Below are 16,476 nucleotides of genomic sequence, written 5' to 3'. Positions count from 1 at the left end.
GTGCGTAGGGGCCGTCCCAAAGGGCGGCCCGGCTCTCCTGTTAGGAGAGCTGTCAGCACAGCTGACTGAGAGGTCAACCTCTCCGGCCCTCCGGGCCACCTCCCCTATTAGGGGAGGCTTTCACGAAACACGAACTACAAACTTTTCTTACCCATTATAATTTTCCGGATAGATGGTGATATCGTAGTGGTTCTTGTCCCATTCGTGGGTAATCTGATGCTTGTACGGCGACAGGGCGTTGATGAGGACTTCATAAGCCTTGGTGCCCTGATAGATGCCGTCGTCGGAGATGTCGACTTTATAGCCATTTTCGTGGGAATAGATGCCGCTGGCATGGTAGCCGCTTTCCGCACCGCCGGTGATGACGAAGGAAATGCCAGCCTGACGGGCTTCGGTATTCAGATGATCCAGGAAAGCGATGGTCGAGCTCTGGAAATGAGCCGTATCGGTCGTCCAGTTGCTGTCCCACGGCGTATCCATACCTTCCGTGCTGCTCCATTTGCGCAGGTTGCTCTTGCCGAAATCACGGCGGTATGCGTAGGCATCGGCAATAGCTGCATCATAGGAGTCGTGCTGATACTGATACTGGTATTGGTATTGGTCTTCATATTTCTGACGGTTCCAGGCCGTAACCGGTGTCGCCATGTGCTGCGATTCAGCATAATGGTACTTGACCGTATCCGGCGTAATCGTACCGGGATTATCAATATTGGCAAAAGCCGAGGCCGGAATCAGGGCATGGACGCGATCCCGAAGGCGGTCACCGATTTTGTCAGAATTATTCGTTGTGGTAGTGTTCGTTTTCTTCTTGGCTTTGTCTTGTTCCTGGACCTGTGCCATAACGGCAACGGCCGGAGATACCGTTTCCGATTCCTTGACCTGTGCTGCCGAAGCAGTGACAGTTCCCATAAGACAGCAAAGAAACAGGATTGCGATGATAGACTTCTTCATTGAATTCCCCCTTAAAATACTGAAATTATGTGTATGACATTCGGTTATTTTCACGAACAGCGTTTCAATTGTAACATATTCAGGGGAATTTGAAAAGTCCTGCTACGAACCCAGGAGCTGACGCTGTTCCATTTCCTGGGCTGCCGCCTCATCCTGGTCGGCCTTCTTCGTGTCTCCTAATTTGCGCCAGACCTGGCTGCGCAGCTTGTAGCCATCTTCATAGGGCTTGACGGCCAAAGCCTGTGTCAAATACTGTACGGCCCGCGGATAATCGCCCTGGTCCATGGCCAGCTGGCCCAGGCTGTCGTAGACGGCCAATTTATCGCTGTCATCCGTGGCCAGGCGGACCGATTGGTCATAGTCTTTTTTAGCCAAATCGAAACGCTTCAAATGGCGGTAACATTCGCCGCGGTTATTGTAATCCATAGCCGTTTCCTTCAAAGCCAGGGCTTTCGTCAAGTCGGCAATGGCCAACTCGTCCTGGCCCGTCTGGGCGTAGACCAGGCCCCGTTCGGAATAGACCCGGCTGTCGTCGGGATGGCGTTTCACCGCTTCATTGAGCAGTGCCAGGGCCTGGTCGTATAGTCCGGCTTCTTCGGCGACGGAACCGGCCAGGAAGTAATCGCCGCGGTGCATGAATTCATACATGACGCCGATACGGCGGCTCAGGTCGGCCATTTTCTTGTCGCCCTTCTTATCATAGATCAGGCTTTCGAGGATATAGTTCTGAGGAAAGGCCGGAGCCAGCTTTTCCCCCTGTTTGACGTCATCCAGGGCCTTGTCATACGATTCGATGGCCGTATAGGCCCGGGCCCGGTTGAAATACATCAGTCCCTGCAAAGGATCGCCCTTCTGGCTCAAGGCCAGGGCCTTCGTATAGTCGTTGACGGCCAGCGGGTATTCTTTGCGCTGTTCGTAAATGGCGCCGCGGTTGAAATAATGGAAGGCCGTGCCCGGTTCCAGGGAAATGGCTTTATCGCAATCGGCCAGGGCTTCGTCATTCCGTCCGAGGAGGCTGTAAATCGTGCTGCGGCGGTCGTAAGCATCGGCATCATCGGGATGTTCTGCAATCTGGCCGTTGACGATCTGAAGGGCTTTCTCATAATCCTTGGCGCGGACAGCCTGCAAGAGTTCACTTTCCCCGTGGGTCTGCAAAGCAAGGGCCCCTTGGCCATCGCCTTTCACCAGGGTCACATCGTCCGCCAGGGACAGGCAGGGAACGGCCAAAAAGCAGGAAATCAGCCCGGCTAATATGCACTGTTTCAATCGGTTCATAAGAATCCCCCTATCTCTCGAATTTTGCTTTACCTTATAAGATTCGACATAGCCCCGCCAAATTCCTGCCAAAAGACAAAAAGTAATATGGTATAATGAAGAAAAAAAAACGAATGAGGTGAGCAATTTGTTTGAAAAAGAATATGAAGCGTCAGCCCAACGTAGCCGGTGCCATCTTCTTCGTATCCATCCCCTACGGCCTCGCGTCGCGGCACCGAGCGTAAGAGGCAGTTTTTATAATTATACCAGCCCCGTCCCCCCTCTCCATCGCCAGGGCCGTCATTTATCCAGTCAAAACATTGCCGGCTTCCCTATTCAATGCTAAAATGGAAGAAATACAACCCAAAAAGGAGGCCTCATAAAAATGTTTAAGTATACAGAACCTCAAAAACGGCTCATAACCCTGGCCCTGGCCGGGCTGGTATGGATAGGAGGCAATGCCATGGCGATGAATGTAGATGTGGACTCGGCTACGAAAGATATGCCGGGAAAAGTAGAAAGTACGGTGTTATCCGTACCGGTAAAGACGCCGATGATCAATCAGATTTCCGACGTCGTATACGAACAGGTCCCGATGCGGGGCTACCCCAACGTGGCCATGAAAATGGACATCCTGCAGCCGAAATCGGACACGAAACAGCCTGCCATCGTTTACGTCACGGGCGGCGGCTTCATCAATGCCAATAAGGACAACGGCATACAACTCCGCATGCGCCTGGCAGAAGCCGGCTACGTCGTCGCTTCCATCCAGTACCGCGTGGCACCTACGGCCCGCTTCCCGGAACCCCTGGAAGATGTGAAGGCCTCTATCCGCTATTTGAAAGCCCATGCAGACCAATTCGGCATCGACCCGGAACGAATCGGCATCATCGGTGGCAGTGCCGGCGGCTACCTCACGGCCATGGCCGCGACGACCAGCGGCACGACGACCTTTGACAAAGGCGATAATCTCCAGGTCGGGAGCGACGTAAAAGCAGCCGTAGACCTCTATGGCCTCTCTGACCTCACCCGCATCGGCGACGACTACAGTGAATCCGTGAAAAAAGCCCACCAGTCGCCTGGCGCCACGGAAGCCCTTTGGGTGAACGGCTCTGCCGTATTCGGCGGCCAGGACGGCGGCATCCTGGCCAATCCGGAAGGCGCCAAAAAGGCCAACCCCATCACTTACATTTCCAAAACCAGTGCGCCTATGCTGCTCATGCACGGCACGAAGGACACCGTTGTCTCCCCGAGCCAGACAGACCTGCTCTTCCAGGCCCTCCAGAAACATAACATCCCCTCGAAACGCTACCTGGTAGAAGGAGCAGCCCACGGCGGCGTCTACTGGAACCAAAAAGAAGTCCTCGACATCATCACCGCTTTCTTCGACTCGTATTTGAAAAAATAAACAAATTTCTAAAAAAAATCACCTGTCCCAAAGATGTTGATCAATCCTTGAGGCAGGTGATTTTCCTTATATTCAGAATATTCAGACCTGTTCGGCGTATTCCGGGAAGGCGATGGAGTTTTCCTTGAAGATGTGGATGAAGATGTCGTCAAAGAGCTGTTCCATGACAACATACGTCTGGCGGAAAGTCGGGCAAGCATCTTCTGGCGGCGTGAAGTTATCCGTCAGTGCCTGGATTTCTTTGATGACGTCGCCGGCGCCGGTGTGTTCTGCTTCCAAGTCCTGGATAAGTGCCAGCGTCTGGCTGTCCGGATGCGGATGCTGGCGCATCAGCGGGAAGACGAGCTGTTCTTCCTTGGCGAAATGCTCTTCCAGTTCTGCCTTCAGGCCGGCATAAAGATGGTGAAGGCGCGTGAGCATTTTACCATGATGCGGATAATGGACGATGAGGATCTTGTTGAGAAGTTTTTCCGTTTCAGCCATGAGTCTGCGGTCTGTAACGTGATGCGTCGCTTCCAGGTCGTCAAGCATTTCCGTGACTGCAAGCGTTTTGAACGCTTCAATATCGCCATGTACATCCCGCTGCGCCGCCTTTCTTTCTGCGGCCTGATTGAGCTCGGCCAGGAATTCATCTACATCCAGACCCTTTTCGCGGACAGCCGTAGCGATGGGGTCATGGCCGCCGCAGCAGTAATCGAGATGCAGACCATTCAGGAACCCAATCGTATTCGGATAAGCTTTTACAACGTCAGCTAACGTCATGTCTTTAGTAATCATAGTATCGCTTCCTTTTCTCGTATGAATCTATTTTTATGAGTCAGTTTCTCAAGACATCTTGAGTATATCAGATACTGCCGGAGTCATCCGTAGCATTTGCAACGTAAAAAAATTTCTCATAAAAAAGGAACAGCGTATTTCCTGAGTCTTTATTGCCCCAGGCAGGTATTGATCCAAGGTTTCGGCATCTTTGAAATTTGCTGTATTTGGTATCTTTTCATTTCGCGTGTAATTTTTTGAGTACCCAAAAACATCCTCCTTGCTGAATAGGATAGATTAGAGTTTTTAGACAAAATGGGAGAAACTCTAATTTGTCTAATTTATCCTGTTTGATGAGCCTATTGTCTCACAACCAGCCAGGAGATTAAATCCACCGATTTATTTTCCACTTACGATTATTCGATGCTATTTCACAAAATCAGTACTTCTTCCGGATCATATGCTTCTTTAACTCCATAGTGCTCGATTTTTGATTGGTATTTTTTACCGAGATTGTAGAATCGGATACTATCTTTATCTTCATCCATGATTTTCAGTAACCGATGCTTCAATATAACCAATTCATCAGGCTGCAACAGGCACTCGAATACAGAGTTCTGCACACGCTGACCGTATTTCTCGCACTGCTTGGCTACCTGATGCAGTCTTCTCTTTCCATTATCATCTTGTGTACTCACGTCGTAGGTCACTAATACTAACATATACTCATCTCATTTCCACAAAAAAGCCGGATACACATCTAAATCGCCACGTAAGACCCGCGCCAATAGTTGAGCTTGAACAAACGGAACTAAGCCCCAAGGAATCTTTTCTTCTAAAAAGGGGTGCCTGATTAACTCTTTCTTACGGTTCTGCCAGTCAGTAAGAAAAATTTTACGGCCCTTGTCGTTCAGTAATACGGCCCCATTTGCTTGTCGTTCAAAGGTACTAGCGTTTATTTTACGATTGTTTATCAACGTCAATACAAATCGATCCGCATAGATACTGCGCAATTCTTCCATCAAGTCTAAAGCAAGCGAAGCTCTTCCTGGACGGTCACGATGCAGGAATCCTACATATGCATCCAGCCCAGTAGATTCCAATGCAGACGCGCAATCATTAGCCAAAATAGTATAACAAAAAGAAAGCAGCGTATTGACAGGGTCTTTAGGAGGCCGTTTGATTCGTTGTTCAAAGGAAAAGATTTCCTTATTCTGTAATATCAGACGGTCAAATACAGAGAAGTATAGACTGGCTGCCTCTCCTTCATAACCTCGCAAGCTATCTAAATCACAGCACGTCCTAGCTGCGTTAGCCAAATGAAGTAACGATGCGCTGATTTCTTTTATGGTCTGGACATCAACACTCAACGGATGATCCCGCTTGGCCCTTTCCAGCACACTGCGAGCATTGAAAATCTTCCCTACAATAAAATACCTGGCAATTTGACAGCTTTGCTCTTCATCATCGGAACAACGGTATTGTTTTTTCCGCAATAATACATTTCCCTGAGTCGTCCCCACTACCCTAGCCAAAAATCTACCACTCTGGCGATAAAAACAAAGTCCTATATTTCTTTTGGCACATTCCCCCATTAAGGCTGGCGACGCGCCTTTATAACCGAAATAAATAATCTGCTCTAACGTATGAAGAGGAAATTTTCCCATCACATTTTCATCCATTAAAACGATAACATTGTCATTTTCTAAGGCTAAATACGTTTCCGGAGTCATGATATATAATGTATTCAACAATTTTCTCATATTTCGTCACTCTCCCAACATAGTATCGTAATAGGGACGAGCTGATTTCTTTTTACAAATGATAGGCAGACAAAGTTCTTTCAAGGAACAACTGGGGCATCCCTTTCTAGGGCGAACTTTAGGAATATAGCCACGTCGAAAATAATCATGCATTTGTGCCAACATTTCTCTAACTTGATGACATAAATCTTCTGTCAATGAAACCGTTTCTCTTCGATGAGTTTCATGATAGTACACAGCCCCTTCTGAAATAGGCACTCCTAACATTTCCGTCAGACACATAGCTTGACAGCAAAGCTGAAGACGATCTGCATCTATATCCTTGGATTTCCCTCGTTTGTATTCAATGGGAAAAGGCTGCCATACCCCTTTCTGTCCGTATAAATAACAGCCAGCATTATTTTGACGAAATTCCACCACATCACATTGCCCAGTTACCCCCAACGTTCTTGAAGATATCCTCATCCCCCGGGAAACAAGAAGCTCTCCGCGTTTCTCCACAAAGTCTGGATTATGACAATTTTCATGAATAATGTTACCTTCCATCGTCTTAACATTTTCAGCCCAAACTTGGTCTATGTGAATTAAGGCCCATTGTCTCGGACAAAAAGAAAAATGTTGTATCCCCGATATCATCAAAAAATCATCTTCAGCATATTCCATGAAAAACGCCTCCTTTCAGTATTCTGTAATATTCACATCCATAAGTACTTTATAATTTAATTATATCATATTTCAATCCACGCACCCACTAAGGGTGCGACAGCTTCCTTAATCCCTATGGCCGATCCTTTTGCCAGATTTCAATCCACGCACTCGCAAAGGGTGCGACGGCCTTGGACTCATTCAATTTTTCATATTCTTTTTGATTTCAATCCACGCACCCGTGAAGGGTGCGACATCCTCCTTTACTCAATCGTCAAGACTTTAGATGTGGTCACATTTCAATCCACGCACCCGTGAAGGGTGCGACTCAGCCCTTAATTTATATTTTCAAATGGTTTTATGTATTTCAATCCACGCACCCGTGAAGGGTGCGACGTAATGACGACGACATTGATTACCTAGCTCAAAAAATTTCAATCCACGCACCCGTGAAGGGTGCGACCTGTAGCGTTCGAGTTGGAGCATCATCGCGCCAATATTTCAATCCACGCACCCGTGAAGGGTGCGACACGTTATCAATCGTACTATCAATAAATAGCTGTATTAATTTCAATCCACGCACCCGTGAAGGGTGCGACGATCTTTCCTTGTGTGCTTTACCTTTGAGGCATGAATTTCAATCCACGCACCCGTGAAGGGTGCGACCGAGCCTTGCACCCCTCGGCATCGCGACGTACTCATTTCAATCCACGCACCCGTGAAGGGTGCGACGCCGCATCCGCTCATCACCGGCTGGACGATTTGCAAATTTCAATCCACGCACCCGTGAAGGGTGTGACGAGAAAGGTTTAGGGAGATAAGGATAAATGGAAAATTTCAATCCACGCACCCGTGAAGGGTGCGACAAATTTAAAGGGATATGGATTCCCGCCGAAATATGATTTCAATCCACGCACCCGTGAAGGGTGCGACCTGCGACTGCGTAAGCGTTGGGAGATGATACGAGATGATTTCAATCCACGCACCCGTGAAGGGTGCGACCAGACCAGTGACCGCTTTCTGAAAATCGAATCTATCATTTCAATCCACGCACCCGTGAAGGGTGCGACTTCGGATAAGTCCTGCATCCATGTCTTCGATATGAATTTCAATCCACGCACCCGTGAAGGGTGCGACTTGACTTTGGCCATACCTGGAATACCGAGTACCAATTTCAATCCACGCACCCGTGAAGGGTGCGACGAGCGGGCCGACAGTGACAATGTCCGTGCAACAGTACATTTCAATCCACGCACCCGTGAAGGGTGCGACATTGCATCACCGCCTACTGATTAAGCCGTTCTTTCAATTTCAATCCACGCACCCGTGAAGGGTGCGACTTTGCCCTGGCCATGATGGACGTATCGTCATAGGCCGGATTTCAATCCACGCACCCGTGAAGGGTGCGACGTGTTCCGTCGTCACCTTGAACGGTTCGTTGTTGAGTGCGGACATTTCAATCCACGCACCCGTGAAGGGTGCGACCTTTTCGATAACATCGGCGATAAGCCGGAAATCATCATTTCAATCCACGCACCCGTGAAGGGTGCGACTGTGGCCGCAAGAGTAAGTTACATCGTATTTCATATATTTCAATCCACGCACCCGTGAAGGGTGCGACCGAGCACCTGCCAGAGAGCCACGAATGGCCTGCCGTCATTTCAATCCACGCACCCGTGAAGGGTGCGACTGCATCACCGCCTACTGATTAAGCCGTTCTTTCAATTTCAATCCACGCACCCGTGAAGGGTGCGACTTTCTTGTAAGCCTTGATTTTATTCGTGTGTGCGGCATTTCAATCCACGCACCCGTGAAGGGTGCGACCTTGATGGTCCCGTCGGCTGTAACGCCGCGGATATTTCAATCCACGCACCCGTGAAGGGTGCGACAACGGCAATCCAGTATATCAAGTATTTGACGTATAAATTTCAATCCACGCACCCGTGAAGGGTGCGACTATCGCCATCTACTAACCCTCTCGCCGCCTCGTCTATTTCAATCCACGCACCCGTGAAGGGTGCGACGACCGCAGTGCCACGTACTTCAAGTTGACCGAAGTCATTTCAATCCACGCACCCGTGAAGGGTGCGACAAGAACGGCTGGAAACATTCCCGGGCCATACAGGGATTTCAATCCACGCACCCGTGAAGGGTGCGACATCCTCCATGGCCATGCTTTGGCATCTCTTTCAGCATTTCAATCCACGCACCCGTGAAGGGTGCGACGGCACGGCTCTTGATGTGGCTTATGCCCCGGAAGGGATTTCAATCCACGCACCCGTGAAGGGTGCGACAGCTGTCCAGCGACGGCCAATATGTCAGCAAAGAGATTTCAATCCACGCACCCGTGAAGGGTGCGACGGTCCCGCGCCGACGATAAAATTAGCCACCGTCATATTTCAATCCACGCACCCGTGAAGGGTGCGACATTTCCCAAGTGTGTACCATTTTTTTACCCGCTCATTTCAATCCACGCACCCGTGAAGGGTGCGACCTGAGCCAGTTCATACTGGATGCGGCCGGCATCCTCATTTCAATCCACGCACCCGTGAAGGGTGCGACACGCTTTACGAGGATGGTCTTCACGGCCCTCTCGACATTTCAATCCACGCACCCGTGAAGGGTGCGACTTGCCAACTACCCAGCCACGCGCCTCGTAGTAATCGATATTTCAATCCACGCACCCGTGAAGGGTGCGACTGGCTTGCTCGTTGTGTCGATGTGACGCAAGCCGCTATTTCAATCCACGCACCCGTGAAGGGTGCGACTCGCCCGTTCCGAAACCATCCGGAACGTACGTCGAATTTCAATCCACGCACCCGTGAAGGGTGCGACACGGCCGACACCAGAAAAAAAGGAGTGATAGACAATATTTCAATCCACGCACCCGTGAAGGGTGCGACCCACCGACGAACGCGCCGGTTCCGGTCCCGGAAGATTTCAATCCACGCACCCGTGAAGGGTGCGACAAGCCTGCCAGGACGGAAAGAGCTACGCCACGATTATTTCAATCCACGCACCCGTGAAGGGTGCGACAGCCCCATCCACAACTACTGTGGCGTCCTTCCAAGATTTCAATCCACGCACCCGTGAAGGGTGCGACAGCCTTCAAATTGGCTCAGTCACTATCTGCTCTCTCATCAATCATATTGCGAACTGATTGATGAGCAGTTCAATTTTTGAGTCAATTATCCGGATATTGCTCATTTTTATAGAAATCAAGACGGGTGCGAAGCTCTGATATATTTTATGTGTGATTCTGCTTCGCACCGCTTTTTTTGCTTGGTTAAATCATCCGGGTACACGTAACATGTTCCGGAATTTTACTTTCATCTACAGTGATATCGTAGTCCGTATAGTTTCTGGGAGCAATGACGCCATCTTTTTTCTGGACATGAATAGTGTCAAAAAGTTTATAAGCTGGAGCATTCCCCAGTTCACTATCATGCTTGAAAACGATGAGTTCGCGGACGGCCATATTCCCTCTGGCAGCAGAATGGTCATATTCAAACATATTAATGATGGCCTTCCATAAATACTGCAAATCATCTTCGCTGAAACCGGTCACTTTCCGGGCCAGGTTAGCCGATACGTAGCCATCTACACGATATAACGCATAGGGAATGATGTACTTTCTGCCAATTTCGGTATTTTTGTTTTCAGCATCTTTTTCCGTCGTGATGGCGACACGGGTAATGGTGACTTCCTGTGGCATGATGGGATCAATGCTGCGGGCAAAACCCAACTGAACAGGACCGCGAACTTGGCCACAATTGAGGGCACTTTTGACAAAGGTCGTCATAACGGCGCCAAAGGTACGTATGTCAAAGAAATTCTGGCACATGAAATCACAGATTTTACGGTCCAGTTCCGGATCGCTTGTCTTCATCTTTTTGATGTCCTTTTCTTCTTTAACCCCTACATATTCCAAGGCTTCTTTATCACTGCGCTGCAAAGGAACGCCTTCTTTAACGTAAATACGATAGCCGGGTTTATCTTCGCAAATCGTTTCGATGCAATTGCGTATCTTACGCTTCAAGCAGACATCGGTAACCAGGCCATACCCCGTTTCCGGATCCACACGCGGCATATTACCGGCATCGGGATCACCATTGGGATTACCATTTTCTACGTCAAACAGGATGGTAAATTCATAGCGATTCTTAATGGGTTCTGACATTTTATTTTTCCTCCTTCTTCACATACCGTTTCTGGGTCTGATGGTAATAGCCTAAAATAAATAAGCCTTGATCCGTCAAATTCATCCGCGCAGGAATAGGCTGGCCATTCATCTCGATTTTCCCTTCCAACTCTGTAACCATTTTTTCCAGTTCAATTTTCAATCCCTTTCTGTCATTCAATTTGCGTAAATGGTGATTGGCCATTTTCAACAAAATCGGAAATACCCATCCTGGGGTCGCAGCCGCACTATTAAAAAATCGATCCTTAATCGTGCTATTTATTCCTTTCCGATTCTTTTCTGAGTCGGGAACCTTACCGCGTCCATTATCTTTTTCATGGGCTTTTTCCTGAATTTGTTCTAATACAGAGAACAGTCTGCCTAATACATAGGCCGTATTCGTACTTTCTTCATTCAACGCCACAGTTATCGTCTCTCCTTTCGGGAAATTCTTCAATAAACAAGCCTTGATGATAGCGGCTTTTTCAGCAGTAATTTTATAGATATGCTTATCTTTATCATCTTGATCTGCTTTAACTCTCAGCATGACGTGGTTGTATAAAGCCTGCGGGTAAGGCGTATCCGAGAGGATGCTCCGCATCACAGCCCCTGCCAGAAGTGGGGATGCTTTCTCATACTTTTTATCAGGTTTTCCTTTCGTGTCCTTACGTTTAGGATTCACTGTTACCCCCAACAATCTCCCTAATGGCAAGTAAGCCCGATACTGCTGAGGCATAACGATTTCCAGTCTTTCATAATGTTTGCGCACGTGGTCGATAAAATGACCGAACGTATCTTGTAAGAAAAAACGGACTGAGAGTCTGGCTGCATTTGGCGATAACCCTAAGATATAAAAAGGCGTATCGGGATGGATGGGAACTCCTTGAAAATCAAAGGGCATCCCTTTTTGGATGTGAGAAAACAAGGCATCAAGTGTCTCATCATCAATAGTGTCATCATCTTCAAAAACGGCGCTATGAAGCAAATCCTGATAGGCTTCTTCCCCATTGGCTGCCCAATAGACGACAGTCGTATTGCCAATGACCTTGCAATGCTTTTCATCGGCGATGAGTTGATTCAATACCGTCGTGTAGGCGAAAGCGGCATGTTCACTGACAGGAGCATTATAGCACTGTCCCTTTGAATGACCGTATGATTCAAAAGCCTCTGCGTTAAAGGATACTAAGGAAGCTCCCGAAGACTGGGCACCGCGGACGCCTTTGATATTAGGATGGATGCGGGCAATGGGTCCTATTTTCCCTGTGACTAAACACTGCCCTTTGACAGCATCATCAGATGGTTGATTATAATGAGCATCCCAGGCGCTCCTGATGGTTTCATCATCTTGAACAAAGACGCCTTCAACCGCATACATTACATTGGCTGTTAATAGGTTGGTGGTCAGGTACGGTTTCAATACGGAATGATTTTCTGCTGTTTCCGGATTCCACGTCGTAAAGAACCGCTTCAAAGCCGCTGCTGACGGCGTGTGGACAGCTTCTAAGATATCTAAATGATATTGTTTCATCGTTTCAAAACAAGCTACACTCCGTTTTTTATCCTTTTCCCATTTTGTTGCCGCATCTCCCGTTATATCTGCCGTCTTATTTTCCTTAGGCAGGCCCAGGCAATATGCAGCATTCGCCCATAAGAACTGCGGCCGGATGCCCGACGATTTTTTCACGCCTTCCGGCAGCATATGGGTAGTAGGCACAGATACCTTCTTTTTTCCCCGCATCACTTCTTTTTCCAAAGACAGGATACCGATGACTTCGCCCTGTTGATTCAGATTCACAGCATAAGAAATCTTATAGTTTCCCCATCCTGGTTTGGCAATAGCACCCTGTCGGGCTAAGGTTTCATAGTAATCTACCAATGATTGTAAAATCATGAGTGCACCTCACAATCCCGCAAATCCAGGACCCCGTTATGTAAGGTCGCCTTGAAGAACATAGGCCGTATGTGCTGTAAGTCGGAATAATCCATGTCATACAGCATATACCCTAATTCCTTATCTTCCCCGGCATAGGCTGTCGGCACACTGTCAAATTCATATTCCCGGAAATTGACAGGAAATTCCCGGCAGCCAAAATAAGGCGTATGATAGCATTGCCCCCGTTTCAGGCGGCGGCGGATGATATCCTGGAACTTTCCTGCATTGTCAGAAGCATTGGCCTTATCAGTCAATTCAAAATGCGCTTCGATGACATAATGCACCTTGCACAGTACCATGGAAGCCCGTTGCTGTATTTCTTCTTTCGTACTCAAATACAACGCCAGATTTTTCTTAGTCATCGCCTGCTTGGCCGCTCTGGCACTGGCCTTTGCCTTAACTTCATTACGGCGTATATTGGTAAATTGAATAGGACTGAGGACATAGATTTTATCAATAATCCATCTGAGTCCGGGATGCCAATAAATGGCCTCAATGATGCCTTGTGCTGCAGACGGTGTCATGACATCATAACTGACACGTTCCGTTTTCATTTCCGGCCGGGAGAACAAGGCATAATCTCCCCAAACCTCTACACGTATTGCCATATCATCATCTCCTCAATTTATAAAAAGATGCCTATTCCATCTTCCATATTGACGACGAGCCCCGTATCCGGGTCATATACCGCCGGATCTTTTAGTACATACAATCCTAGATCCAATGCGTCCAGCTTATTCGTTTCCCAGAGTTTCTCGAACTGGTTCTCATAGACGCTGACCATATATTGATTAGCCTTACGTAATATGGACCGGTTACAAACACTGGCTATCAATTGTGTCAGGATTTTCTGATTATCCAGGTCATCATCTACGGGAATAAAAACGGGTCTGCTATCTTCTTCTATCAGTTTAAAATCTTTTGCAATCTCTGTAAAGTCCGGGGTATTTCCTTCTAATCGTTTCAAAATATTTTTGCTGTCCAGCTGGTCTTCGCCAATCGTGTAATGGAGCTGGTCGAAATACGCTTTAATACTCTCTGCACTGGCTATGTCGGCATGGTGCTTCGCCACCATCTGGGTTATTTCAATAGGGCGCCGCACGAAAGCAGGAATCCGGTTCATAGGCTTATGCAAATCATAAATATATACGGTACTGTCTTCGGTCCGCTGTTTCCCTTCCCGATTGCAGCGGCCGCCTGTCTGGATAATACTATCCAGGCCGGCAATTTCACGATAAACAACAGGGAAATCGACATCGACGCCAGCCTGAATCAAGCTGGTTGAAATGACCCGGCAGGGCAAACCATCCTTAAGGCGTTGACGGATGATTGCTAAGACGCGGCGCCGATGAGCCGGATACATGAAGGTCGACAAATGATAACATCCATCGCCCGCCATCATCTGATACAAGTCCCGAGCGTCCTTCTTGGAATTAGTGACACACAGGACCTGCTCATGCTCTTTCAGCTGCGCTGCCAAGGATTCCAAAGAATCTACATCCATGAATCGATAAGTGACGCGCCTGAAGAATTCATACAGTCCTTGTGTATCCGGGCAGATTTCCCGCACTTTCAGGCCTTCTCCAATCTGGGAAAAATACGTTTCCAAACTCGGCTGCGTTGCCGTACACAATACAGCTGTGCAGCGATAATTGGCCACCAATTCGCCTATACTGCGAATACACGGCCGCAAATAAGGTTCAGGGAGCATCTGCGCTTCATCGAAGATGAGGACACTATTGGCAATATTATGTACCTTGCGGCACCGGCTGGTCTTGGCCGCAAAGAGGGATTCAAAAAACTGCACATTCGTCGTCACAATGACGGGCGCATCCCAGTTTTCAGTCGCCAGCTTTTTGCGGTTTAAGCCATCATCTTCCTTTTTGTCATTATCCTCTTTATTGTCATCTTTATCGTAATCGACATTCATATGGTGTTCGATGACGTTACCATCTCCCAGGATATTGCGGAAAATATCGGCAGTCTGTTCAATAATCGACGTATAAGGGATGATATAAATAATCCGCTGTTTCTTATACTTTACAGCGTGTTTCAAGGCAAAAGCCAAGGAAGACAAGGTCTTACCGCCGCCGGTCGGAACGGTCAGGCTAAACATACCGGGTTCCTTTTCAGCTGCATCCAGACATTGCTGATAAATTTCCTGCCGTTTTTGATTGATAGGCGTAGTGGGTTCCCCAAATGTTGCATAATAAGCAAAAAATAAATCGTGAAGTTCCTGCATCGTCGCGAATCCGCCGCGTTGCACCTTGCCAGCGTTCACGAATTGTTCCGTATCCAAGAAATCGGCATCGACTAAGCAGGAAAAAAGCATACGGATGAAGAAAGAGTAATAAAACCGGTCTTTTCCGTATAAAAAGGCCGGTGCCTTGCGAATCGGCAGCGGTTCAGGCAATTCCTGCCGATAAGCTGAATAGTCCAGCTTGCCTTTCAATTCTTTTTTCAGCCGCCCCTTCAAGGTACCGTCATCGGCTTTCGATAATCTCGTTCCCGTATTGAGGAGACCGCTGTGATGACTGGCAATACAGAAAGCCAAAGGCACATTCTTTATTTTCTTCATCAACAAGGCACCAGCCGTAGAATGATCGACCCGCGGTCCCTCTTCCAGGATCCGTTGCTGGAAAGCCGCGCTATATTTCCCGATGTCATGATATAACCCGGCCATCTTCCCCCATTCGGCCGCATCAAATATGCTGGCAAATCGTTCTGCCAAAAGGCTGGCCCCTTTCAAATGGTCTATCAGCAGCTGCTGTCGTCCCTCTTCGCTAGTATGCCCAATATATGTTCCCATCTCTATTCTCCTTTCTCTACAATTTTGTGAATTCTATAATTCGTTTTTGATACACTCAGTATACTCCGTTCCATACTGCTAGTCAATATATATTTTCTGTAATATTGAATAGTAAAATTTATTTATAGAAAAAACCTGCCGTATGAATATCATACGACAGGCCACTCAATAACTTACTACTCAATATTACAATTTCAATCCACACGCTCATGGAATCCATCAGCGAGACGGGTATATTATAGCATAAAAAAAGGCTTGTCGCACGTGCGACAAGCCCTGGACGGTGTCAACATATTGTGAGAATTTTTTTGAATGACAAGTTGAACCTCTCCCGTTTATAGAAGCGGGAGATTCTTGAGAAGGTTGCTGTTTAAGTTTCCTCCTGAAATCAGGATAGCCTTATTCTCAAAGGGCTGTCCAAAAGCCCTTTACACAGTCCCTCGAAATCGAAGTTCTGCTTACTTTTACGAAGTATATTGGCGGCGCCGTTGATGTCGGCATTAGCCGTCCTGCCGTTGGCGAAGCGGTACAGGCCGCGCCGGATTCGTTTCCCGCTGAACGTTCCTGCATAGGGTGTATCCGGCTGGTATACGGGAATAGCATCCAAATCCAGGCAGCTGGCCTGAGAGGTATAGGACTCTTTCTGTTCCAGATAGGTTATCCCGTAGCGTTCACACAGGTGTTTCAAGTTACTACGCAAATAGCTCAGGCTGATTTGGGTGAAATGTTGATTCGTCACTTTGCCCAGTTTTAGTCCTCGTTTGAAATCTCGATTAT

General features: G+C 47.9%; 12 protein-coding genes and 1 CRISPR repeat array. Of the genes, 1 reads left to right on the top strand and 11 read right to left on the bottom strand.

Annotation, left to right across the window (positions count from 1 at the left end; translation table 11 throughout):
- Positions 1-147: 147 nt before the first annotated feature.
- Together WMO23_RS08375 and WMO23_RS08370 are read right to left on the bottom strand one after the other, a co-directional pair.
- Positions 148-951 (bottom strand): alginate biosynthesis protein AlgP, encoded by an 804-nt coding sequence (locus tag WMO23_RS08375; protein WP_302755883.1) that lies wholly within the window; start codon positions 949-951, stop codon positions 148-150.
- A gap of 102 nt (positions 952-1,053) precedes the next feature.
- Entirely contained in the window at positions 1,054-2,226 is a 1,173-nt protein-coding gene (locus tag WMO23_RS08370; RefSeq protein WP_301876924.1) for a tetratricopeptide repeat protein, read from the bottom strand.
- 364 nt (positions 2,227-2,590) lie between these two features.
- On the opposite strand from WMO23_RS08370, the gene WMO23_RS08365 reads away from it, so the two are divergent.
- Entirely contained in the window at positions 2,591-3,613 is a 1,023-nt protein-coding gene (locus WMO23_RS08365) for an alpha/beta hydrolase (protein WP_020311744.1), read from the top strand.
- A gap of 81 nt (positions 3,614-3,694) precedes the next feature.
- Here WMO23_RS08365 and WMO23_RS08360 read toward each other — a convergent pair whose 3' ends face one another.
- The 9 genes from WMO23_RS08360 to WMO23_RS08320 form a co-directional block, all read right to left on the bottom strand.
- Positions 3,695-4,390 carry a DUF542 domain-containing protein gene (locus WMO23_RS08360; protein WP_292107738.1) on the bottom strand — a complete coding sequence of 232 codons (696 nt, stop codon included), beginning with the start codon at positions 4,388-4,390 and terminating at the stop codon, positions 3,695-3,697.
- Positions 4,391-4,800: 410 nt separating this feature from the next.
- Positions 4,801-5,091, bottom strand: a complete 291-nt coding sequence (gene cas2 / locus WMO23_RS08355; RefSeq protein WP_020311746.1) for a CRISPR-associated endonuclease Cas2 — start codon at positions 5,089-5,091, stop codon at positions 4,801-4,803.
- 9 nt (positions 5,092-5,100) lie between these two features.
- Complete coding sequence (gene cas1c / locus WMO23_RS08350) at positions 5,101-6,132, bottom strand: type I-C CRISPR-associated endonuclease Cas1c (RefSeq protein ID WP_303267851.1); 1,032 nt, start codon at positions 6,130-6,132, stop codon at positions 5,101-5,103.
- 6 nt (positions 6,133-6,138) lie between these two features.
- Positions 6,139-6,795 carry a CRISPR-associated protein Cas4 gene (gene cas4, locus WMO23_RS08345; RefSeq protein WP_303267852.1) on the bottom strand — a complete coding sequence of 219 codons (657 nt, stop codon included), beginning with the start codon at positions 6,793-6,795 and terminating at the stop codon, positions 6,139-6,141.
- Positions 6,796-6,864: 69 nt separating this feature from the next.
- A CRISPR array of direct repeats spans positions 6,865-9,880; the repeat unit is 32 nt; unit sequence ATTTCAATCCACGCACCCGTGAAGGGTGCGAC.
- 183 nt (positions 9,881-10,063) lie between these two features.
- The gene (gene cas7c / locus WMO23_RS08340) at positions 10,064-10,957 is read right to left on the bottom strand and encodes a type I-C CRISPR-associated protein Cas7/Csd2 (RefSeq protein WP_020310787.1); all 894 of its coding nucleotides are present in this window, start codon (positions 10,955-10,957) and stop codon (positions 10,064-10,066) included.
- Between the two features lies 1 nt (position 10,958).
- Positions 10,959-12,848, bottom strand: coding sequence for a type I-C CRISPR-associated protein Cas8c/Csd1 (cas8c, locus tag WMO23_RS08335; protein WP_020310786.1), 1,890 nt, complete (start codon positions 12,846-12,848; stop codon positions 10,959-10,961).
- Positions 12,845-13,498 carry a type I-C CRISPR-associated protein Cas5c gene (cas5c, locus tag WMO23_RS08330; protein ID WP_349173769.1) on the bottom strand — a complete coding sequence of 218 codons (654 nt, stop codon included), beginning with the start codon at positions 13,496-13,498 and terminating at the stop codon, positions 12,845-12,847. Before cas5c ends, cas8c begins: the two co-directional genes overlap by 4 nt.
- A 17-nt stretch (positions 13,499-13,515) precedes the next feature.
- Positions 13,516-15,699, bottom strand: a complete 2,184-nt coding sequence (gene cas3, locus WMO23_RS08325; protein ID WP_349173767.1) for a CRISPR-associated helicase Cas3' — start codon at positions 15,697-15,699, stop codon at positions 13,516-13,518.
- A gap of 388 nt (positions 15,700-16,087) precedes the next feature.
- Positions 16,088-16,476, bottom strand: a 389-nt coding sequence (locus tag WMO23_RS08320) for a zinc ribbon domain-containing protein (protein ID WP_435404768.1), incomplete at its 5' end; no start/stop codon positions are given.

Origin of the sequence: Megasphaera intestinihominis (assembly GCF_040096415.1) — a bacterium.
Lineage (GTDB): Bacteria > Bacillota > Negativicutes > Veillonellales > Megasphaeraceae > Megasphaera > Megasphaera intestinihominis.
The sequence above is the reverse complement of the archived record's forward strand: the minus strand, read 5'-3'. Positions and strand labels throughout refer to the sequence as shown.

Coding starts and splice junctions, on each gene's coding strand:
- WMO23_RS08375 (WP_302755883.1), bottom strand. CDS start 951: ATGAAGAAGTCTATCATCGCAATCCTGTTTCTTTGCTGTCTTATGGGA.
- WMO23_RS08370 (WP_301876924.1), bottom strand. CDS start 2,226: ATGAACCGATTGAAACAGTGCATATTAGCCGGGCTGATTTCCTGCTTT.
- WMO23_RS08365 (WP_020311744.1), top strand. CDS start 2,591: ATGTTTAAGTATACAGAACCTCAAAAACGGCTCATAACCCTGGCCCTG.
- WMO23_RS08360 (WP_292107738.1), bottom strand. CDS start 4,390: ATGATTACTAAAGACATGACGTTAGCTGACGTTGTAAAAGCTTATCCG.
- cas2 (WP_020311746.1), bottom strand. CDS start 5,091: ATGTTAGTATTAGTGACCTACGACGTGAGTACACAAGATGATAATGGA.
- cas1c (WP_303267851.1), bottom strand. CDS start 6,132: ATGAGAAAATTGTTGAATACATTATATATCATGACTCCGGAAACGTAT.
- cas4 (WP_303267852.1), bottom strand. CDS start 6,795: ATGGAATATGCTGAAGATGATTTTTTGATGATATCGGGGATACAACAT.
- cas7c (WP_020310787.1), bottom strand. CDS start 10,957: ATGTCAGAACCCATTAAGAATCGCTATGAATTTACCATCCTGTTTGAC.
- cas8c (WP_020310786.1), bottom strand. CDS start 12,848: ATGATTTTACAATCATTGGTAGATTACTATGAAACCTTAGCCCGACAG.
- cas5c (WP_349173769.1), bottom strand. CDS start 13,498: ATGGCAATACGTGTAGAGGTTTGGGGAGATTATGCCTTGTTCTCCCGG.
- cas3 (WP_349173767.1), bottom strand. CDS start 15,699: ATGGGAACATATATTGGGCATACTAGCGAAGAGGGACGACAGCAGCTG.